Consider the following 20,425-nt stretch of genomic DNA (forward strand, 5'->3'; position numbering starts at 1 on the left):
CGTATCGGTGTCAATCTGACGGGCTGACCGTAGCAGCCGCCGGGGCCCGAGGGCGGGGCGCCGCACCCCCACGCCAGGCGCCGTAGGCTGTTCGCGTGCTCTTGCTCGCCATGGATACCGCCACACCCGCCGTCACCGTCGCCCTCCACGACGGCGACTCCGTCGTCGCCGAGTCGAGCCAGGTCGACGCCCGCCGGCACGGGGAGCTGCTGCTGCCCGCCGTCGACCGGGTGCTCGAGAAGGCCGGGCTGAAGCTCGACGCCGTGACCGGCATCGTCGTCGGCGTCGGCCCCGGCCCGTACACCGGACTGCGCGTCGGCCTCGTCACGGCCGCCACCTTCGCCTCCGCGCTCGGCGTGCCGGTGCACGGCCTGTGCACCCTCGACGGTCTCGCCTACGCCTCCGGGATCGACGAGCCCTTCGCCGTCGCCACGGACGCGCGGCGCAAGGAGGTCTACTGGGCGCGCTACGAGAACTCCCGTACGCGGGTGACCGAGGCGTCCGTCGACCGGCCCGCCGACATCGCCGAACAGCTCGCCGGAATGCCGGTCGTCGGCGCCGGGGCGCGGCTCTACCCGGACGTCTTCCCCGACGCCCGCGACCCCGAGCACCAGTCGGCCGCCGCGCTGGCCGGCCTCGCGGCCGAGCGGCTGGCGGCGGGGGACCGGGACGCCTTCCTGGAGCCGCTGCCGATGTACCTGCGGCGCCCCGACGCCCAGGTGCCGAAGAACTACAAGGTGGTCACCCCCAAGTGACGACCGTGCTCCGTGAGATGCGCTGGTGGGACCTGGGGCCCGTGCTCGCGCTCGAAGCCGAGCTCTTCCCCGAGGACGCCTGGTCGGAGGGGATGTTCTGGTCGGAGCTCGCGCACGCCCGCGGGCCGCGCGCGACCCGGCACTACGTGGTGGCCGAGGACGCGTCCGGCCGGCTCGTCGGGTACGCGGGGCTGGCCGCGGCCGGCGGGCTCGGCGACGTGCAGACCATCGCCGTCGCCCGCGACCAGTGGGGCACCGGCCTCGGCGCGCGGCTCCTCACCGACCTCCTCCAGGCCGCGACCGCCTTCGAGTGCGAGGAGATCCTCCTCGAAGTGCGCGTGGACAACACCCGGGCCCAGAAGCTCTACGAGCGCTTCGGCTTCGAACCCATCGGCTTCCGCCGCGGCTACTACCAGCCCGGCAACGTGGACGCGCTCGTGATGCGACACACCGTTCAAGGAACAGAGACTGATTCAGATGGCTGCTGACGAACCGCTCGTACTCGGCATCGAGACCTCCTGCGACGAGACCGGCGTCGGCATCGTGCACGGCACCACCCTGCTGGCCGACGCCGTCGCCTCCAGCGTCGACACCCACGCCCGCTTCGGCGGCGTCGTCCCCGAGATCGCCTCCCGCGCGCACCTGGAGGCGATGGTCCCGACGATCGAGCGCGCCCTGAAGACCGCCGGCGTCTCCCCGAAGGACCTGGACGGCATCGCCGTCACGGCGGGCCCCGGCCTGGCGGGCGCGCTGCTCGTCGGCGTCTCGGCGGCCAAGGCGTACGCGTACGCCCTCGGCAAGCCGCTCTACGGCGTCAACCACCTCGCCTCGCACATCTGCGTGGACCAGCTGGAGCACGGCCGGCTGCCCGAGCCGACGATGGCGCTGCTCGTCTCCGGCGGCCACTCCTCGCTGCTGCTCTCCAGCGACATCACCTCCGACGTGCGGCCGATGGGCGCGACCATCGACGACGCGGCGGGCGAGGCCTTCGACAAGATCGCGCGCGTCCTGGACCTGGGCTTCCCGGGCGGCCCGGTCATCGACCGGCTCGCCAAGGAGGGCGACCCGGCCGCCATCGCCTTCCCGCGCGGCCTGAGCGGCGCCAAGGACCCGGCGTACGACTTCTCCTTCTCCGGTCTGAAGACCGCCGTGGCCCGCTGGATCGAGGCCAAGCGGAACGCGGGCGAGGAGGTGCCGGTGCGGGACGTGGCCGCGTCCTTCCAGGAGGCGGTCGTCGACGTGCTCACCCGCAAGGCCGTCCGGGCCTGCAAGGACGAGGGCGTCGACCACCTGATGATCGGCGGCGGTGTGGCCGCCAACTCGCGGCTCCGGGCGCTCGCCGAGGAGCGCTGCGAGCGGGCCGGCATCCGGCTGCGGGTGCCGCGGCCGGGCCTGTGCACGGACAACGGCGCCATGGTCGCGGCGCTCGGCGCCGAGATGGTGGCGCGCGGGCGGGCGGCCTCGGACCTGGAGCTGTCGGCGGACTCGTCGCTGCCGGTGACGGAGTCGCACGTGCCGGGGAACCACCACCACGGCCACGACCACGTGCACGAGGTCAGCAAGGAGAACCTCTACTCGTGACCACGGTGACCCTGATGTGGGAGGCCCGGGCCGCCGAGGGGCGGGGCGCCGAACTCCTCGACTGGGCGCGGGCGCAGGAGCTGCCGGGTGAGCCGGTGCGCCGGGAGACCTTCCGCGCGCCTGAGGACCGGGTCCTCGTCCTCACGTGGTGGGAGACGGCGGACGGCCTCGACGCGGAACTGCCCGAGCTGCCGGAGCCGGACGGGGAGCTGATCACCCGTCCGGTGCACCGCTGGCGCTTCGAATCAGTCGGATAGTCGTACTTCGAGCAACCTTTCGCCGTGATCGGGCATCCCACAGCGCGTGAAGAAGACGATCGCGCTGTGGGCGGTGCTGACCGCCGTGGCTCTGTTCGCGACGACCGGCTGCACGGCGGCCGACGCCGACGCCCCTTCCGGGGGCGTCCCCAAGGCCGCCCCGACCGTGGGCGACAAGGCCCCGGACGCCGCCCCGGACGCCGCCGCGGCTGCCGCGGCGGCGCGCACGGCCGCGTACCGCAAGTGGGGCCTCAAGCCCTTCCCGGCCCCGCCGGCCCCGCCCGCGAAGAAGCCGGTGCAGCGGCGCGCGGCCGGCGGGCCCGTACCCGTCGTCAGCGACATCGAGACCGACCAGAAGATCGTCTTCGTCACGATCGACGACGGCGCCGAGAAGGACCCCCGCTTCGTCGAGATGATGCGCGACCTCAAGGTGCCGGTGACGATGTTCCTCACCGACGCCTCGATCCGCTCGGACTACCCCTACTTCGCCCGGCTCGCCGCCGAGGGCAACGGCATCGGCAACCACACCCTCACCCACCCCAACCTGCGCACCCTCTCCGCGGAGGCCCAGCACCGGGAGATCTGCGGCCAGCAGGCGAAGCTGACCAAGGAGTACGGCAGGCCGCCCCGCCTCTTCCGCCCGCCCTACGGCAACTGGAACGAGGCCACCCGCGCCGCCGCCGACCAGTGCGGCCTCGACGCGATCGTGCTCTGGCGCGAGTCCATGCAGATCCAGAACATGCAGTACCAGCGCGGCGACAAGAAGCTCCACCCCGGCGACATCATCCTGGCCCACTTCCGCGGCCCGTCCGAGCTCAAGGGCCGCACGATGACGCAGATGATGGCCAACCTGCTCCGGCACATCCAGGAGCAGGGCTTCACGGTGGCGCGCCTGGAGGACTACCTCTAGAAAAAGAATCGCCCCCGGGTGTCGATGCGGGCCTCTCCCGTTCGACGTATGAGTGGAAGGCGGGGAACGGCCCCGCCACCGCACCCCGAGGAGTCACCATGCCCCGCTTCCTGTCCCTCGTCCGCATCGAGGAGAACACCATCGACATGGAGGAGGCCGGCCCCGAGTTCGGCGCGCGGATGGGCGCCCTCCTGGAGGAGATCACCAAGGCGGGCGTCATGCTCGACACGGCCGGCCTCCTGCCGACCGACCAGGCCACCCGGATCACCTGGCAGGACGGCAAGCTGTCGTACACCGACGGCCCGTTCACCGAGACCAAGGAGGTCGTCGGCGGCTACGCGTTGATGCAGTGCAAGGACAAGGCCGAGGCCCTGGAGTGGGGCCGGCGCTTCCTGGAGGTCCACCCCGCGCAGTGGACCGTCGGCCTGGAGCTGCGCCAGCTCGACGAGGGCTGATGTCGCGCGCCGATGTCACAGGCGCCTGCCAGAGTGTGAAGGGTGACGGTGGAGAGCACCCTGCGGAACACACTCGGGACGGTCTTCCGGATGGAGTCGGCGCGCATCATCGCGACCGCGGCCCGGATCGTCCGTGACGTCGGCATCGCCGAGGAGATCGCCCAGGACGTGTTCCTCGCCGCCCTGGAGCAGTGGCCCGAGTCGGGCGTCCCGGACCGCCCGGGCGCCTGGCTCACGGCCGCCGCGAAGCACCGCGCCGTCGACCTGGTGCGACGGCGCGAGACGTACGCGCGGAAGCTGGCCGAGGTGGGCCGGACGCTCGACGAGGAGGCGTACGACCCCGAGCCGTCCGGGCCCGGCGACATCGACGACGACATGCTGCGGCTCGTCTTCACGGCCTGCCACCCGGTGCTGTCCGCCGACGCCCGCACGGCGCTCACCCTGCGGCTCGTCGGCGGCCTGCGCACCGACGAGATCGCCCGCGCCTTCCTCGTCCCCGAGCCGACGGTCGCCCAGCGGATCGTGCGGGCCAAGCGCACGCTCGCCAGGGCGGGCGTGCCGTTCGAGGTGCCGTACGGGGCGGACCGGGCGGCCCGGCTCGGTTCGGTCCTGGAGGTCATCTACCTGGTCTTCAACGAGGGGTACGCGGCCACCGCGGGCGACGACCTGCTGCGCCCCGGCCTGTGCGAGGACGCCCTCCGGCTGGCCCGGCAGCTCGCCGCGCTGATGCCGAAGGAGCCCGAAGTGCACGGCCTCGCCGCGCTCCTGGAGCTCCAGGCGTCGCGGACCGCGGCCCGTACCGGGCCGGACGGCGCGCCCGTGCTGCTCGCGGACCAGGACCGCACGCGCTGGAACCGACTGCTGATCCGGCGCGGCTTCACGGCCCTGGAGCGGGCCGTCGAGGCGGGTGGCGGCGTGCCGGGCGGCGTGACCGGGCCGTACGCCCTGCAGGCCGCCGTGGCCGCCTGCCACGCGCGGGCGGTGACGTACGCGGACACGGACTGGGCAGCCATCGCCGCGCTCTACGGGCGGCTCGCCGTCGTCGCGCCCTCGCCGGTCGTCGAGCTCAACCGGGCCGTGGCGGTCTCCATGACCGACGGACCCGAGGCCGGCCTCGCCCTCGTCGACGCTCTCGCCGCCGCGCCCGGCCTGGACCGCTACCACCTGCTGCCGAGCGTCCGCGGCGATCTCCTGGCCCGCCTCGGCCGGGGCGCCGAGGCGCGGGCGGAGTTCGAGCGGGCCGCCGCCCTGACCCGTAACGAGCGGGAACGGGCCCTCCTGCTCCAACGGGCCGCACAGGCCCCGGAGTCCGGAGGTTAGGCTCACGGCATGTCGCGCCGTACCGCTCTGCCGTATCTCCCGCCGCCCCCGCCGCCCGCCGAGCTGCAGAGCTGGCCGGACCGCGCGGCCCGGCTCGCCGACCGGGCGCTCGCCCTCGACGACCTGCAGCGCCGCTTCCTCGGCGTCGGGCGGCTCACGCTCTTCCTGACCTGGTTCCTGCTGCTCGAACTCGGCTGGGGGTTCGTCGGCGCAGGCCTCACGGCCGTCGACGGCGGTGCGATCGTGGATCCGCTCTCCTGGATCCTCTGTCTGTTCAGCGGGATCCTCGGGATCGGCGTGCTGGTCCCGGCCGTCTGGCTGACCGTACGGAGCCTGCGCCGCGACCGGGTGGTGCGCGAGCGGCTGATCGCGTGGGCCGCGCTCGACCGCGACGCCGCCGCCGACGCCCGGCTGCGCGCACCGGGCCTGAGCGTCTGCTGGCTGCTGCTGTCCTGCGCGATGTGCGCGGTCGGCCTGTGGACGGCCTTCGCCGTGCCGCTCAACACCACGCGGGACAACGGCGGTTACCCGTTCGTCGTGTACGGGATGGGTGTGGCGCTCATCCTCTGGGTGACCGGCCTCACGGGCCTCGTGAAGGCCGTCGGGCACTACCGGATGGCGCTGCGTCTCACCGGCCCGGTCAGCGGCCCGCCGGGTGCCCGATCAGCATCGTCGGGGCTCCCGCGACCCGAGTGAGCAGCACCGTCGCGGAGTTGGGCCCCTTCGGCTTCACCTTGCGGCGGATCTCCTCGGGTTCGACGGCCGAGCCGCGCTTCTTCACGGTGAGCGTGCCGACCTCCCGCTCCCGCAGCAGGGCCTTCAACTTCTTGAGGTTGAAGGGGAGTTCGTCGGTGATCTCGTAGGCGGCGGCGTACGGGGTGGGGCGCAGCTCGTCCGCCGTCACGTACGCGATGGTCTCGTCGATCAGTCCGCCGCCGAGCTCCGCGGCGACCTCGGCCACCAGGTGCGCCCGGATGACGGCGCCGTCGGGCTCGTACAGATAGCGCCCGACGGGCCGGACCGCCGGGTCGGGGAGCGTGCCCCCGGTGAGCGACGCGCCGCCGGGCAGCAGCGTGGCCCGGCGGGCGCCCGGCTCGGTGCCGAACCAGAGCACGGCCTCCTTCACGTCGCCGCCGTCCGAGATCCACTCCGCCTCGGCCTCCTCCGGCACCGCCTCGTGCGGGATGCCCGGCGCGATCTTCAGGGCCGCGTGCGGGGCCTTCCGGGCCGCCTCGACCGCCCAGGAGAGCGGCGGCGAGTACGCCTCCGGGTCGAAGATGCGGCCCCGACCGCCGCGCCGCGCCGGGTCGACGAACACGGCGTCGTACGGGCTCGGGTCGATCTCCGTCACGTCCGCGCACCGCACCTCGATCAGCTCCGCGAGCCCGAGCGCCGCCGCGTTGGCGCGCGCGGTCTCGGCGGTCAGCGGGTCGCGGTCGACGGCGAGCACCGTGATCCCGGCCCGCGCGAGCGCGATCGCGTCTCCGCCGATGCCCGAGCACAGGTCGGCGACGCTGCCGACGCCGAGCGCCTTCAGGCGGGCCGCGCGGTAGGCGCCGACGGTGGCGCGGGTGGACTGCTCGACGCCGTTCGGCGTGAAGTACATCCGGTACGCGTCCTCCGCGCCGAACTTCGCCACCGCCCGCTGCCGCAGCCGGGCCTGCCCCAGCGCCGCCGACACCAGCTCGGCGGGATGCTCCCGGCGCAGCCGGGACGCGACGGCCAGCTCCTGGGCGGGGTCGTAGTCACGCAGGGTGTCGAGCAGGGCCTGCCCCTCGGGGGCGAGCAGGGCGGCGAAGGCGGCGAGGTCGGTCACCCCACCCATTGTCGTGGTCGCGGGCGGTGTGGGCCGCCCGGGGGATGGTGCGGGCGGCGCCGGTGGTGTCGGGGCGGTGGAGCGGCGCGGCGCTGACAGGATGCGGCGCCATGCAGCTAGTACGACAAAAGGGAAAAAGAAGAGCATTCCGCTCGGTGCGGGTGGCCGGCGCCGCCCTGCTCGTCGCCGCGCTGGGCTCCGCCTGCGCCGGGTCGGGCGGCGACGACACCCCCGTACCGGCGAAGGAGCCCAAGCCGGCCGCCGGACAGCAGGTCGCGGGCGAGCAGGCGGCCGGCAAGCAGGCCGGAGGCAAGGCCGCGGTGAGGCAGGGCCCGGCCGGCGCGCTCGACGCGTACGTGGAGCGGGTGCGCGCGGCGCGGGCCGCGCGCGTGGCCGCGGCCAAGAAGTGGGGCCTGGCCAAGCCGCCGCTCGACGCGCCCGAGCCGCCCGCGGTCAAGCCGGAGATCACCACCCGCAAGGGATTCGAGACCGACGGCGAGGACCTGCCACCGGTCTTCACGACCGTGCCGACCAAGCAGAAGATCGTCTTCCTGACGATCGACGACGGCGCCGAGAAGGACCCCGACCTGCTGCGCATGATGAGCGACCTGAAGATCCCGTACAGCGCCTTCCTCAGCAACTACCTGGTGAAGGACGACTACGGCTACTTCAGGAAGATGCAGGCCTCCGGGGTCTCGCTCCACAACCACACGCTCACCCACCCCTATCTGCCCGGTCTCGACTACGACGACCAGAAGAAGCAGATCTGCGGGATGCAGGACATCGTCCAGAAGCAGTTCGGCAAGCGGCCCCGGCTCTTCCGCCCGCCGTACGGCAACTACAACGAGGACACCCTGACGGCGGCCAAGTCGTGCGGCGTGAAGGCGGTCCCGCTGTGGGCGGAGGAGGCGTTCCCCGACCACATGGAGTGGCGCGAGTGGGACCGGGACCTGCACCCCGGCGACATCATCCTCACGCACTTCCGGGGCAAGGAGGACTGGAAGGGCACCATGCCGGACATGATCCGACGGGTGATGAAGACCGTGACGGACAAGGGGTACGCGGTGGCGAAGCTCGAGGACTACGTGTGAGCCGGGCGCGCCGGCTCACCGCCGCCCTGGCCCTGGCCGGCGCGCTGTTCGCCCTCCCGGCCTGCGCCTCCTCGGTCGACCCGATCGAACGGCTCGGCCGCAAGGCGGCCGAGAAGGTCACCCCGCATCCGCGCCCGCGTCCCCATCCGCACCCGAGGCCGGTGGTGGTGCGCGATCCTTCGGCGCCTCCCGCACCCGCCGTACCCGCAGCGTCCGTCGTACCCGCAGCGTCCGTCGTGCCTGCAGCGCCCGTCGTACCTCTCGCACGGAACCACGGAATCCGTCCGGGCGTTCCCCCTTCACGAGCGACGGAGCACGCCACGGGGTCGTGAATTGGCACTCCGCTTGACCGAGTGCTAATCGCGGTCATAGTCTCGGCTCTGGCACTCCCCGCAGGAGAGTGCCAACACAGCGACGGGCAGGTCCGGCACCCGCGACGACGGATCCACCTGGTCGCCACCTCAGACAGTTAACCCCGTGAGATCTCCGAAGGGGGAGGTCGGATCGTGACGACCACCAGCTCCAAGGTTGCCATCAAGCCGCTCGAGGACCGCATCGTGGTCCAGCCGCTCGACGCCGAGCAGACCACCGCCTCTGGCCTGGTCATCCCGGACACTGCGAAGGAGAAGCCCCAGGAGGGCGCCGTCCTCGCCGTGGGTCCGGGCCGCTTCGAGAACGGCGAGCGCCTTCCGCTCGACGTGAAGGTCGGCGACGTCGTGCTCTACAGCAAGTACGGCGGCACCGAGGTGAAGTACAACGGCGAGGAGTACCTCGTCCTCTCGGCTCGCGACGTTCTCGCGATCATCGAGAAGTAAGTCACCGAGGACCATCCAAGGCACCTCACCGATGCTTTGAGCTGCGCCCCCGACCCCCTCGATTCCCGCGGGCGTCGTGGGGCGCAGTTTCGTTACAACGATTTCCGAGAGGGCTGAACCGCTCCCATGGCGAAGATCCTGAAGTTCGACGAGGACGCCCGTCGCGCCCTTGAGCGCGGCGTCAACAAGCTGGCCGACACGGTGAAGGTGACGATCGGCCCCAAGGGCCGCAACGTCGTCATCGACAAGAAGTTCGGCGCCCCCACCATCACCAACGACGGCGTCACCATCGCCCGCGAGGTCGAGCTCGAGGACCCGTACGAGAACCTCGGCGCCCAGCTCGTGAAGGAGGTGGCGACCAAGACCAACGACATCGCGGGTGACGGCACCACCACCGCCACCGTGCTCGCCCAGGCCCTGGTCCGCGAGGGTCTGCGCAACGTCGCCGCCGGCGCCTCCCCGGCCGCCCTGAAGAAGGGCATCGACGCCGCCGTCAAGGCCGTCTCCGACGAGCTGCTCGCGACCGCGCGCCCGATCGACGACAAGGCCGACATCGCCGCCGTCGCCGCGCTCTCCGCGCAGGACCAGCAGGTCGGCGAGCTCATCGCCGAGGCCATGGACAAGGTCGGCAAGGACGGTGTCATCACCGTCGAGGAGTCCAACACCTTCGGCCTGGAGCTCGACTTCACCGAGGGCATGGCCTTCGACAAGGGCTACCTCTCCCCGTACATGGTGACCGACCAGGAGCGTATGGAGGCCGTCCTCGACGACCCGTACATCCTGATCAACCAGGGCAAGATCTCCTCCATCCAGGACCTCCTGCCGCTGCTCGAGAAGGTCATCCAGTCCGGTGGCTCCAAGCCGCTGCTGATCATCGCCGAGGACGTCGAGGGCGAGGCCCTCTCCACCCTCGTCGTCAACAAGATCCGCGGCACCTTCAACGCCGTCGCTGTCAAGGCGCCCGGCTTCGGTGACCGCCGCAAGGCGATGCTCCAGGACATGGCCGTCCTCACCGGCGCCACCGTCATCTCCGAGGAGGTCGGCCTCAAGCTCGACCAGGCCGGTCTGGACGTGCTGGGCACCGCCCGCCGCGTGACCGTCTCCAAGGACGACACCACCATCGTCGACGGCGCCGGCTCCTCCGAGGACGTCGCGGGCCGCGTCAACCAGATCAAGGCCGAGATCGACGCCACCGACTCCGACTGGGACCGCGAGAAGCTCCAGGAGCGCCTCGCGAAGCTGGCCGGCGGCGTGTGCGTGATCAAGGTCGGCGCCGCCACCGAGGTGGAGCTGAAGGAGAAGAAGCACCGTCTGGAGGACGCCATCTCCGCGACCCGCGCCGCGGTCGAGGAGGGCATCGTCTCCGGTGGTGGCTCCGCGCTCGTCCACGCCGTCAAGGTCCTCGAGGGCAACCTCGACAAGACCGGCGACGAGGCCACCGGTGTCGCCGTCGTCCGCCGCGCCGCCGTCGAGCCGCTGCGCTGGATCGCCGAGAACGCCGGCCTCGAGGGCTACGTCATCACCTCGAAGGTGGCGGAGCTCGAGAAGGGCAACGGCTTCAACGCCGCCACCGGCGAGTACGGCGACCTGGTCAAGGCCGGCGTCATCGACCCGGTCAAGGTGACGCGCTCCGCCCTGGAGAACGCCGCCTCCATCGCCTCCCTGCTGCTCACCACCGAGACCCTCGTGGTGGAGAAGAAGGAAGAGGAGCCGGCGGACGCGGGCCACGGCCACGGTCACGGCCACTCCCACTGAGGTCACTGACACCGGTCACTGACACCGGTCGTTGACACCTGAGTGTCACGAGGCCCGGTACTCCCGTCGCGGGAGTACCGGGCCTCGGCGCGTTTCCGACTTCCTTACGCCTCGGCTTCCTCACGCCTCGACCGCGCCGAGCATCCCCATCAGCCCGAGCAGGTCGTACTGCCACCACCCCTCGACGATCTTCCCGTCCTCCCGGCAGCGGTAGACGGTCATCCCGGTCATGGCCACCGTCATGCCCGTGGGCTGGAGCCCCATGAAGTCGCCGGTGTGGGTCGCGTTCCAGGTCCAGCGCGTGCACACCCGGTCGCCCTCGGCGATCTGGTCGTTGATCTCGAAATCGAAGTCGAAGCCCTGCCGCCACATCTCGGCCTCGCGCCGCAGCGCGTCCATGCCGATGGTGTCCTGCTCGTTGTTGGGGTCGTGGTCGTGGTACGACTCCGCGACCACCTCGTCGAGCGGCGGCATCTCTCCCTCGGCCCCGAGCAGCTCGAAGAGACGGCGGCAGTTGGCCTTGTAGAGGGCCTCGTCCCGGACGACGTCCAGGTCGGTGAAGGTGGGCATCTCGTCGCAGAGCGCGACCATCTCCTTGAAGATCCGGTCCGTCTCGGGGAGCTGCGAATTGCGCATGGCCACGTCGTACGAGGGGAACTCGACGATCTCCACGACATGGGAGGAGTCGGAGCGGTCCTTGCCGACGATGCTGTGGGTGGCGGTGCGCTTGCCCTTGGTCGTTTCGACCCACTGGTCCATCAGCCGGTTCAGGTCTTCCGCCCGGCTGGTCTTGAGATCGATGATCTGTACGAAGGTCATGGCGCCTCCCGGGGACGTCTCCCGGACCCGCTGGAACTCTTCCATTTTAGGCCCCGGCGGCCGCGGCGCCCTGGCAGCATGGGCGCCATGGAGCGGGGCGCGGGGGAGCGGCCGGTCACGGTCGACAACAAGAACGGCATCGTCGTCATCGGCGACGGCAACCGGGTCGTGGTCGGGGCCGTGCCCGTCGTCCGGTCGGGCTACTGGGAACAGGTTCGCCGCATCGCACCGGCCGAACTCCCGGACAGGAAAGCGGAGTTGGCGGAGCTGGCCGCCTTCTGCCGCGCGGAGCCCGGATACTTGTGGTGGCGGGCGGACGCATGGGCGGGGAAGACCGCGCTGCTCTCGTGGTTCGCGCTGAACCCGCCCCCCGGGGTGCGGATCGTCCCCTTCTTCGTCACGGCCCGCTGGGCCGGCCAGAACGACTCCGTCGCATACGTGGACGTGGTCCTGGAACAGCTCGCGGAACTGACGGGCGAGCCACTTCCCGCCCTGCTCACCGCTGCCACCAGGGAAGCCCATCTGCTGCGTCTGCACGCCTCGGCCGCCCGCGCCTGCGCCGAGCGCGGCGAGCGCCTGGTCCTCCTCGTCGACGGCCTCGACGAGGACCGGGGCGTCACCACCGGCCCGGACACCCACTCCATCGCGGCCCTGCTCCCGTCCGACGCGCACGTGATCGTCTCCGGCCGGCTGAACCCGCCGCTCCCGCCGGACGTCCCCGACGACCACCCGCTGCGCGACCCCGCGGTCGTACGGATCCTCGCCCCGTCCCCGCAGGCCAGGGCGATCAGGTTCGAGGCCGAACGCGAACTGAAGCGACTCCTCGCGGCCGACGGACTTCCGTACGACCTCCTCGCCCTGCTCACGGCGGCGGGCGGCGGCCTGACGGCGGACGACCTCGCGGAGCTGACCGGCGAAGAGCGGTACGAGATCAGGGACGTGCTGCGGACGGGTCCCGGCCGGACCTTCGCCCTGCGCGGCGACGCCTACCTGCTCGGTCACGAGGAACTGGCGGCGGCGGCCCGGGAGATGCTGGGGGAAGCCGCGCTGGACCGGTGGCGCGATGTGCTGCACTACTGGGCGGAGAACTGGCGGGACCGGGGCTGGCCCGAGCGGACGCCCGCCTATCTGCTGCACGGATACGTCCCGATGCTGCGGATGGCAGGTGACGTGGACCGGATGGTCACGTGCGCGCTGGACGAGGCGCGGCACGACCGGCTCGTGGAGGTGACCGGCGGCGTCGGCGCGCCCCTGGGCGAGGTGCGCACGGCAGGCGAGGCGGTGCTCGAAGGCGCCGAACCGGCGGGGCTCCTCACGACGATGCTGCGACTAGCGGTCCGGCGTGCCGATCTGCTCCGCGGCTCCTTCGTCCCGGACGCGCTGGCGGCGTCCTGGGCCGCCGCCGGGCAGCTGGACCGGGCCCTGGCGCAGGTCCGTACGAGTGGCGGGCAGGCGTGGACGGGCGGGTTGTGCGCGGTCGCGAGACGGCTGCTGGCCGTCGGAGACCGGGAGCGCGCAGCCGAGCTCGTCGCGGAGATCGAGGCGATCACCTTCGGCTCGGGGAGCCGGGTCAAGCGCGACATGATGGTCCAGGAGCTCGTACCGCTGCTCCTGGAGGCGGGCGAGTTCTCCCGGGCGGAGCGAGCGGTCCGCACCCTTGAGAAGGACCACGACCGGATCGACCCGCTGCTGGCCCTGGTGGACGCGCTCTGTGCGGCGGAGGAGTTCGACAAAGCCATCGAGATCGTGAACGACGAGGACGACGACCGTCTGTACCTCCGGGCCGTGGACCGGGTGATCCGGGGACTGCTCGCGGCGGGTCACGCGGAGGAGGCGGTTCAGTCGCTCAGGGAGGTGGCCGAGGACGCCGAGGAGATGGGGATCGCCGTTCTCCTCGACGGCTCGCGGGCCCTGCGGGACGCCGGGTACGAGGCGTGGGGGGCCGCACTGCGGGCCATGGCGCTCCGGGCCTTCGACGCCGGGGTCGACGCGCGGTCGCGCGAGACGGTCCGGGCGCTGGTGGCCGTGGGGGAGTACGAGCGCCTCGACCGGTGGCTCGGCTGGAGCGAGCAGGGGCTGACGGAATGGGGAGTCGAGCTGGCCCGGGGCGGTGCCTGGGACCTGGCACGCAGGGTCGCCGCCGGGACCACGGAGCCGCAGACCGGCTGGATCACGCACGCCCTCGTCGAGACGGCCTTCGACATGGGGTGTCTGGACGAGGTGGAAGCGACGCTGGAGGCGGAGGGCACCTACGCCGAGGAGTGGGACTGGGAGCGGCTCGCGAAGGCACGCCTGCGCGCGGGCGAGCTCGACAAGGTCGGGGCGCTCATCAGTGCCGGGGACGACCTGTGGGACGAGGTGATCGCGGAGTACGCACGGACGCTGTGCCACGCGGGGCGGCGGGAACAGGCGACGGCGCTGAGGGAGAACCGCCTGCTCGGCCCCTTGGCCGACATCGGCATCGCGGACGCCCACCTCGACGCGGGGGAGCGGTCCGCCGCGGTCGAGCTGCTCACCTCGGCGGAACGCGCGCTGCGGCGATCCGGGCCGAAGTCCATGACGGCCGTCCTGCTGGCGGTGGTCGAGGGCCTGGCCCGGGTCGGAGGGCAGGAGGCGACGGCGCGGGCGCTCCTCGCGGACGTGGAGCGGTACGGCACGGCTGTGGACGTCTCCCGCCTGCTGCCCGCCCTCGTGGCCACGGGGCAGCTCGACCGGGCGGAGGAGCTGGCCAGGAGCCTGGGGGACGACCTGGACCGGGGGAAGGCGCTGGAGAAGGTGGTCGTCGCCCGTGCCGCCGAGGGTGCGTACGAGGCCGTGGTGCGGCTGGTCGAAGGCCATTGGCCTCCCTACGGCTTCCTCTTCGCGACCGCAGTGCGCGAGCTGGTGAACGCCCGGGCCTGGCCGTACGTCGTGCCGTTGCTGCGCGCCCGGGGCCGGTCCGGGACGGCGGGGCCCTGCGCGGTGCTGGCGTGGAGGCTGGCCCGGGACGGCCACCTGGACGCGGCGGCCCAATGGCTCGACGAAGCCACGCGCCAGGCAGCCGCCGCCGAATTCGACGCGAGTGTGGTGCCGGAACTGGTCGGGGCCTGTTTCGCCCTGGGGCGGAGGGAGGAGGCGTGGGAGCGCCTGCGGCGGGCCAGGGCGCAGGTCAACGGCCCGTACCGGTCGTTCCAGGCGGCCCACATCGCCCGTGCCCTCGTCCTGCTCGGCGCGTATGACGCGGCGGTCGACTACGCCCGCGAGGTGGCGCCGGAGAATGCGACGGACCTGCTGCTCTCCGTCGCCGGGGATCTCGTGGCGGCGGACGAGTACGACCGGGCGGCCGAGATCCTGGCCGGGCTGCACTCCGAGGGGTACCGCTGCGCGAGTGTCTACGCCGACCTCGCCCGCGCCCACACCGACCCCGCTCGGGCGCGCGCGTACACCGCCCTCGCCCTGCACGTGGGGGGCTGGTACGACGTCCTGCCCGCCGTCTTCCGCTGTGAGCCCGACGCCCTGCCGCTCGTTCTCGCCGAGGCCGACCGGCTACGCCGAGCGCTGCAGATCTGACGCCCGCACCTCCTCCGCGAACGGCTCGCCCCGCCCGTACCGCGCCACCTCGTCGAGCGCCTGGTCGGCCATCCGGTGCAGCTCGTTGCCGAGCGAGCCGGCGACGTGCGGGGTGAGCAGCACGTTGGGCAGCTCCCACAACGGGGAGTCCGGCGCGGGCGGTTCGGGGTCCGTCACGTCGAGGACCGCGTGCAGGCGGCCGCTCACCAGGTGCGGCAGCAGCGCGTCCTCGTCGACCAGTGAGCCGCGCGCGGTGTTGATCAGGGTCGCGCCGTCGGGCATCGCGGCGAGCTGGGCCGCGCCGATCATGCGGTACGTGGCGGGGAGCTGGGGCGCGTGGACGGAGACGACGCTGCTGCGGGCGCACAGCTCGTCGAGGGCGACGAGCTCGACGCCGGGCGGGGGCGTGGTGACGTACGGGTCGTAGAGCAGGACGTCGAGGTCGAAGGGGCGCAGCAGGTCGAGGACCCGGCGGCCGATGCGAGAGGCGCCGACGATGCCGACGGTGCGGCGGTAGTTGCCCCAGGTGGCGGACTCCGCCAGCCAGGCGTGGTCGGTGCGCAGTTCGGCGTACCGCTGCGCCGAGCGGAGGACCTGCTTTCCGGCGATGAGGATCGCGGCGAGGGTGTACTCGGCGACCGGCAGCGCGTTGGCGGCGGCGGCCGAGGTGACCCGGATGCCGCGTTCCCAGCACGCGTCGGTGATGTGGTGCTTGACCGAGCCGGCGGCGTGGACGACGGCCTTGAGGCGCGGGGCGCGGGCGAGGACGTCGGGGGTGAGCGGGGTCGCGCCCCAGCAGGTGAGGAGGAGTTCGGCCTCGGCGAGGGCGGCGGCGGCCTCGGGCGTGGGCGCGGTGAGGTCGTGGGCGACGAGGTGCGGGTCGGTGCGGGTGAGGGCGGCGAGGCGGGCGCGGTGGGTGTCGGTGAGGAGCCGTTCGGAGACGCCCGGGCCCATGGCCAGCAGGAGTCCGGGGCGGTTGTCAGTGGTGGGGTGCATGCTGGGAACTGCGCTCCTCACTTGACGCTGCCGGCGGTCAGACCCGCCTTCCAGTGGCGCTGGAGGGAGACGAAGGCGACGACGAGGGGGACGACGGCGAGCAGGGATCCGGTGACGACGAGGGGGTAGTAGCCGGGTTCGGCGTGGGCGTTGCTGTTCCACGCGTAGAGGCCGAGGCTCAGCGGGAAGAGCTTCTGGTCCGAGAGCATCACCAGGGGGAGGAAGAAGTTGTTCCAGATCGCGGTGAACTGGAAGAGGAAGACGGTCACGAAGCCCGGCATGATCATGCGCAGTCCGATGGACCAGAAGGTGCGCAGCTCGCCGGCCCCGTCGATACGGGCGGCTTCGAGAGCCTCGTTCGGGATGTAGCCGGCGCTGAAGACCCGCGCGAGGTAGACCCCGAAGGGGTTGACGAGGACCGGGACGAGGACGGCCCAGTAGGTGTTGACGATGCCCACCTTGCTGGCGAGCAGGTACATGGGCAGGGCGAGCGCGGTGGTCGGGACGAGCACGCCCAGCAGGACGACGCCGAACAGCTGCTCCTTGCCCCGGAAGTCGTACTTGTCGAAGGCGTATCCGGCGGCGACGCTCACCAGCGAGCAGCCGAGGGCGCCCAGGACCGCGTAGAGGAGGCTGTTGAGGTACCAGTGGAAGTAGATGCCGTCGTTGTAGGCGGCGAGCCGGCTCAGGTTGCCGCCGAGGTCGAAGCCCTCGAAGGAGAAGGCGTCTCCGGCCAGGAGTCCGCCGGCGTCCTTGGTGGCGGCGGTGAGCAGCCAGACGAGGGGGAAGAGCATGTAGACGACGGCGAGGACGAGGGCGCCGTTGACGGCGGCCTTGGACAGCCAGACGCTCTGGGGGCGGTTGCGGGTGGTGCTCATGCGGCCTTCCCCTTCCGGCTGGTCAGCCTCGTCACCGCGAACGACAGCAGCGCCGCCGTCAGGGCGAGCAGTACGGCCGCGGCGGCGGCCAGGCCGTAGTCGTTGCGGTCGAACGCGGCGGTGTACGCGTACATGTTGGGTGTCCAGGTGGAGGTGACGGCCGAGCCCGTGCCCTTGTTGAGGATCAGCGGTTCGGTGAACAGCTGGAGTGAGCCGATGACGGTGAACAGGGCCACCATCACGAGCGAGGGCCTGATCAGCGGGAGTTTGACGGCGAGGGCGGCCCGCCAGGCGCCGGCGCCGTCGACGGTGGCGGCCTCCAGGACGGAGCGGTCGATGGCCTGCAGCGCCGCGTAGAAGATCACCATGTTGTAGCCGAGCCATTCCCACAGCGCGATGTTGACGACGGAGGGGAGGGAGCCCGCGGGGGAGAAGAAGTCGAAGCCGACGCCGCCGGCCTCCATGGCCTGGACGACCGGGCTGAGCTGCGGTGTGTAGAGGTAGACCCAGATCAGCGCGGCGATGATGCCGGGGACGGCGTGCGGCAGGAAGAGCGCCAGCTGGAAGAAGCGGCGGGCGCGGGCGAGCGCGGAGTCGAGCAGCAGGGCGAGGCCGAGGGCGCCGGCGAGCAGCAGCGGGATGTAGAGCAGGCAGTAGCCGAGCAGCACGCCGAAGCCCTCGCGGAAGGCCCGGTCACCCAGCGCCGCGGTGTAGTTGTCGAGTCCGCTGAAGACGGTCTCGGTGCCGCCGAAGCCGAGCCCCGACTGCTTCTCGGTGAAGAGGCTGAGCCAGCCGGCGTAGCCGATCGGCACCACCATCACCGCGGTGAAGAGCAGGAAGAACGGGGTCAGCAGGGTCGCCGCCGCGCGGGTGCGGGCCTTCACGGGATCAGCCCTCGACCTTCAGGCCGCGCTTGGTGAGTTCGGCGACGGTGGCGTCGTGGCCGGCCTTCACGGCGTCGGCGAGGGTCGGGCCGCCCTTGGCGATCCTGCCGAACTGGTCCTTGATGGTGGTGTTGGTGGTGCCGGTGGTCGGTCCCCAGGCCCAGTTCTGCTGGATGGTGGCGCCGGACTGCTCGAAGAGGGCGTAGATGTCCTCGCCGCCGTAGTAGCTCGCGTCGAAGACGGACTTGGCGACCGGGCGCAGCGCGGTGGCGGCGGGGAAGGCGCTGGAGGTGCCGGAGGAGATGCGGGCCTTCACGCCGGCCTCGGTGGTGGACATCCACTCGGCGAACTCGACCGCGGCGGCCTTCTTCCCGCTGCCCTTGGTGACGGCGAAGGAGGTGCCGCCGAGCATGCCGCTGGCGGGGGTGCCCCAGTTCGGCATGGGCGCGACGGCCCACTTGCCGCTCTGCTCGGGCAGGGTGCCCTTGAGGACGCCCGCGCCCCAGGAGGCGCCGAGGTAGCCGATGGTGGTGCCGTTCTTCAGGGAGCCGGTCCACTCGGGGCTGAAGGAGGCGTTCTTGTGGACGAGGTCGGCGTCGAGGAGGCCCTGCCAGAAGTTCGCGACCTTGGTGGTGGCCGGGTCGGTGGTGTCGATCTTCCAGGTGTCGTTCTCGGCCTTGAACCACTGCGCGCCGGCCTGCCAGGCCATGGCCTCGAAGGTGGTCGGGTCGTCCGGGAAGAAGGTGGCGATCCGGGCCTTGGCGTCGGCCTTCTTGACCTTCTCCGCCGCCGACTTGAACTCGTCCCAGGTCCTCGGCACCGCGACGCCGTACTTCGCGAAGAGGTCCTTGCGGTAGTAGAAGGCCTGCGGGGCGGCGTCGAAGGGCACGGCCCAGCTCTTGCCGCCCAGGGTGGTGAGCTCGACGGCCTGCGGCAGCAGCTTGGCCCGGTCCTGCTCGGTGAACTGGTCGCCGATGTCCTGCAGGGCGCCGGAGGAGACGAACTCGGGGAGCGAGGAGTACTCGATGGAGACCAGGTCGGGGGCGTTGCCGGCCTTCACCGCGTTGGAGATCTTGGCGTAGCCGCCGGCGGTGCCCGAGGGGATCTCCTCGAAGGTCACCCGGATGTCCTTGTGCGAGGCGTTGAAGGCGTCGACGACGTCCTTGGAGCCCTTGGCCCAGCCCCAGAACGTGATGGTCACGGGCCCGGACAAGTCCTTGGAGGTACCGGAGTCACCGTTTCCGCCGCAGGCCGTGAGGACGGCCAGGGCGGTGGCGGTGCCGGCTATGACACGGGTGGTTCTGGTCCAACTGCTCCAACTGAGGCTCACGGCACGGCTCCTGACACGGCGGCGCGGACGGGTTGGCCGTGATCCTGGGACGGTTCATGAGCGAAGTCAAGAGCGAAAGATTGATTGATCGAAAAAAGATCAGACCGTCTCTGTCCGGGGCGCCCCGCACGAGGCCCGCACCCGCAGCCGCGGCAGCAGGCTCAGGTGCCGCCTCGCGGGCTCCTCGCCGGCGCCGCCCGCGGACGCCTCCGCGAGCCGCTCCACGAGCAGTTCCGTGGCGTGCCGGCCCACCTGTCGCTTGGGCGGGGCGACCGCCGTCAGCGGGGTGTCGGCGAGCGCGGCGACCTCGTCGTCGTACGCGATCAGGGCCAGGTCCTCCGGCACCCGCACCCCGAGCTCGGCGAGCCGCTGCACGATCTGGATCGCGTCCACGTCGTTGTGCACGAGCGCCGCGCTCGCCCGCCCCCCGGCCACCGCCGCGTGCAGCGCCCGCACCGCCCGCTCGAAGCCCTCCGGATCGGTCTCCGCCGGTACGGAGTCGATCACCGCGCGCGGCGCCTGCAGGCCCAGCGTGGCGAGCGCCTCGGTGTACCCGGCGCGCACCGCGACCGCCGTCGGGCTGTCCCCGCGCGCCACCAGGAGCGGGGTCGCGTGGCCGAGCCCGAGCAGGTGGCGCACGGCGAGCAGCACCCCGTGCGCGTGGTCGGACGACACCCGGTCGAGGCCGTCGAGCGGGCTGCCCGGATCGGCCCGGCGCTCCACGAGCACGGCCGGCACCGGCAGTTCGGCGAGCCAGTCCCCGTACGCGAGCCGGTCCTCGGGCCCGCGCCAGCCGGGCGCCACCAGCACGCCCTCCGCGCCGGCCGCGAGCAGCCCCTCGGTGCGGGCCCGGTCCTCCTCGGGCCGGTAGTCGGAGATCCGCAGGATCAGCCGGGCGCCGGCCCGGGCGGCGGCCTCGTGGGCGCCCCGGATGACCTCGGCGAAGTAGTACGTGGCGGAGGGCGCGAGCAGGCCGAGCACCAGGCCGCCGGCGCCGGTCCCGGAACCCGCCGGCCCCGGGGCGCCCCGCGGCCAGGACACCTGGCCGTGCACCCGGTCGAGCAGCCCCCGCTCGGCCAGCGCCTCGACGTCCCGGCGGGCGGTCACGGGGGAGACGCCGAGCAGTCCGGCCAGGTCGGAGACGCGGGCCGTGCCGCGCTCGCGCACCAGGGCCAGCAGTCGGTCGTGTCGTTCGGCAGCACTCTCGCGCACGG

General features: G+C 72.2%; 19 protein-coding genes. 12 read left to right on the top strand and 7 right to left on the bottom strand.

Annotated features, from left to right (window positions below; all coding sequences use genetic code 11):
• Positions 1–95 precede the first annotated feature (95 nt).
• The 8 genes from tsaB to ACIRSU_RS23890 all read left to right on the top strand — a co-directional run bounded on the left by tsaB (position 96) and on the right by ACIRSU_RS23890 (position 5,974).
• Complete coding sequence (gene tsaB / locus ACIRSU_RS23855) at positions 96–755, top strand: tRNA (adenosine(37)-N6)-threonylcarbamoyltransferase complex dimerization subunit type 1 TsaB (protein WP_403795528.1); 660 nt, start codon at positions 96–98, stop codon at positions 753–755.
• A 17-nt stretch (positions 756–772) separates the two neighbouring features.
• The gene (rimI, locus tag ACIRSU_RS23860; protein ID WP_403796441.1) at positions 773–1,243 is read left to right on the top strand and encodes a ribosomal protein S18-alanine N-acetyltransferase; all 471 of its coding nucleotides are present in this window, start codon (positions 773–775) and stop codon (positions 1,241–1,243) included.
• Positions 1,233–2,336 carry a tRNA (adenosine(37)-N6)-threonylcarbamoyltransferase complex transferase subunit TsaD gene (tsaD, locus tag ACIRSU_RS23865; RefSeq protein ID WP_403795531.1) on the top strand — a complete coding sequence of 368 codons (1,104 nt, stop codon included), beginning with the start codon at positions 1,233–1,235 and terminating at the stop codon, positions 2,334–2,336. Before rimI ends, tsaD begins: the two co-directional genes overlap by 11 nt.
• Positions 2,337–2,350: 14 nt before the next feature.
• Positions 2,351–2,593, top strand: coding sequence for a hypothetical protein (locus ACIRSU_RS23870; RefSeq protein ID WP_403796444.1), 243 nt, complete (start codon positions 2,351–2,353; stop codon positions 2,591–2,593).
• A gap of 46 nt (positions 2,594–2,639) precedes the next feature.
• Positions 2,640–3,503: a polysaccharide deacetylase family protein gene (locus ACIRSU_RS23875; protein WP_403795534.1), complete on the top strand. Its 864-nt coding sequence runs from the start codon at positions 2,640–2,642 to the stop codon at positions 3,501–3,503.
• A 98-nt stretch (positions 3,504–3,601) separates the two neighbouring features.
• Entirely contained in the window at positions 3,602–3,958 is a 357-nt protein-coding gene (locus tag ACIRSU_RS23880) for a YciI family protein (RefSeq protein ID WP_403795537.1), read from the top strand.
• Positions 3,959–4,048: 90 nt separating this feature from the next.
• Complete coding sequence (locus ACIRSU_RS23885) at positions 4,049–5,278, top strand: RNA polymerase sigma factor (protein WP_403796447.1); 1,230 nt, start codon at positions 4,049–4,051, stop codon at positions 5,276–5,278.
• 9 nt (positions 5,279–5,287) lie between these two features.
• A complete protein-coding gene (locus ACIRSU_RS23890) occupies positions 5,288–5,974 on the top strand; it encodes a hypothetical protein (RefSeq protein WP_403795540.1) in 687 nt (228 codons plus the stop codon).
• On the opposite strand, the gene ACIRSU_RS23895 is transcribed toward ACIRSU_RS23890, so the two are convergent.
• Positions 5,919–7,103, bottom strand: a complete 1,185-nt coding sequence (locus ACIRSU_RS23895; RefSeq protein WP_403795543.1) for a methyltransferase domain-containing protein — start codon at positions 7,101–7,103, stop codon at positions 5,919–5,921. The two genes, ACIRSU_RS23890 and ACIRSU_RS23895, sit on opposite strands and share 56 nt — an antisense overlap.
• A gap of 101 nt (positions 7,104–7,204) precedes the next feature.
• On the opposite strand from ACIRSU_RS23895, the gene ACIRSU_RS23900 reads away from it, so the two are divergent.
• From ACIRSU_RS23900 to groL, 3 genes are all read left to right on the top strand, one after another.
• Positions 7,205–8,185: a polysaccharide deacetylase family protein gene (locus ACIRSU_RS23900; RefSeq protein ID WP_403795546.1), complete on the top strand. Its 981-nt coding sequence runs from the start codon at positions 7,205–7,207 to the stop codon at positions 8,183–8,185.
• A gap of 506 nt (positions 8,186–8,691) precedes the next feature.
• Complete coding sequence (groES, locus tag ACIRSU_RS23905) at positions 8,692–9,000, top strand: co-chaperone GroES (protein WP_020132158.1); 309 nt, start codon at positions 8,692–8,694, stop codon at positions 8,998–9,000.
• A 126-nt stretch (positions 9,001–9,126) separates the two neighbouring features.
• Positions 9,127–10,755: a chaperonin GroEL gene (gene groL / locus ACIRSU_RS23910; RefSeq protein WP_403795549.1), complete on the top strand. Its 1,629-nt coding sequence runs from the start codon at positions 9,127–9,129 to the stop codon at positions 10,753–10,755.
• Between the two features lie 120 nt (positions 10,756–10,875).
• On the opposite strand, the gene ACIRSU_RS23915 is transcribed toward groL, so the two are convergent.
• Positions 10,876–11,574 carry an ester cyclase gene (locus tag ACIRSU_RS23915; RefSeq protein ID WP_403795552.1) on the bottom strand — a complete coding sequence of 233 codons (699 nt, stop codon included), beginning with the start codon at positions 11,572–11,574 and terminating at the stop codon, positions 10,876–10,878.
• An 87-nt stretch (positions 11,575–11,661) separates the two neighbouring features.
• Between ACIRSU_RS23915 and ACIRSU_RS23920 the strand changes: the two genes are divergently transcribed.
• Positions 11,662–15,123 (top strand): hypothetical protein, encoded by a 3,462-nt coding sequence (locus ACIRSU_RS23920; protein ID WP_403795554.1) that lies wholly within the window; start codon positions 11,662–11,664, stop codon positions 15,121–15,123.
• Here ACIRSU_RS23920 and ACIRSU_RS23925 read toward each other — a convergent pair.
• The 5 genes from ACIRSU_RS23925 to ACIRSU_RS23945 all read right to left on the bottom strand — a co-directional run bounded on the left by ACIRSU_RS23925 (position 15,100) and on the right by ACIRSU_RS23945 (position 20,423).
• Positions 15,100–16,119, bottom strand: a complete 1,020-nt coding sequence (locus ACIRSU_RS23925) for a hydroxyacid dehydrogenase (protein WP_403795556.1) — start codon at positions 16,117–16,119, stop codon at positions 15,100–15,102. The two genes, ACIRSU_RS23920 and ACIRSU_RS23925, sit on opposite strands and share 24 nt — an antisense overlap.
• Before the next feature lie 17 nt (positions 16,120–16,136).
• A complete protein-coding gene (locus ACIRSU_RS23930; protein WP_403795559.1) occupies positions 16,137–16,997 on the bottom strand; it encodes a carbohydrate ABC transporter permease in 861 nt (286 codons plus the stop codon).
• Positions 16,994–17,881 (bottom strand): carbohydrate ABC transporter permease, encoded by an 888-nt coding sequence (locus ACIRSU_RS23935; RefSeq protein ID WP_403795561.1) that lies wholly within the window; start codon positions 17,879–17,881, stop codon positions 16,994–16,996. The genes ACIRSU_RS23930 and ACIRSU_RS23935 overlap by 4 nt, the downstream gene beginning before the upstream one ends.
• Positions 17,882–17,885: 4 nt before the next feature.
• Positions 17,886–19,211, bottom strand: coding sequence for an ABC transporter substrate-binding protein (locus tag ACIRSU_RS23940; protein ID WP_403795563.1), 1,326 nt, complete (start codon positions 19,209–19,211; stop codon positions 17,886–17,888).
• A 99-nt stretch (positions 19,212–19,310) separates the two neighbouring features.
• Positions 19,311–20,423: a substrate-binding domain-containing protein gene (locus ACIRSU_RS23945; RefSeq protein ID WP_403795566.1), complete on the bottom strand. Its 1,113-nt coding sequence runs from the start codon at positions 20,421–20,423 to the stop codon at positions 19,311–19,313.
• Positions 20,424–20,425 lie beyond the last annotated feature (2 nt).

Origin of the sequence: Streptomyces sp. NPDC101160, assembly GCF_044768205.1 — a bacterium.
In the GTDB taxonomy this organism is placed as follows: Bacteria; Actinomycetota; Actinomycetes; order Streptomycetales; family Streptomycetaceae; genus Streptomyces.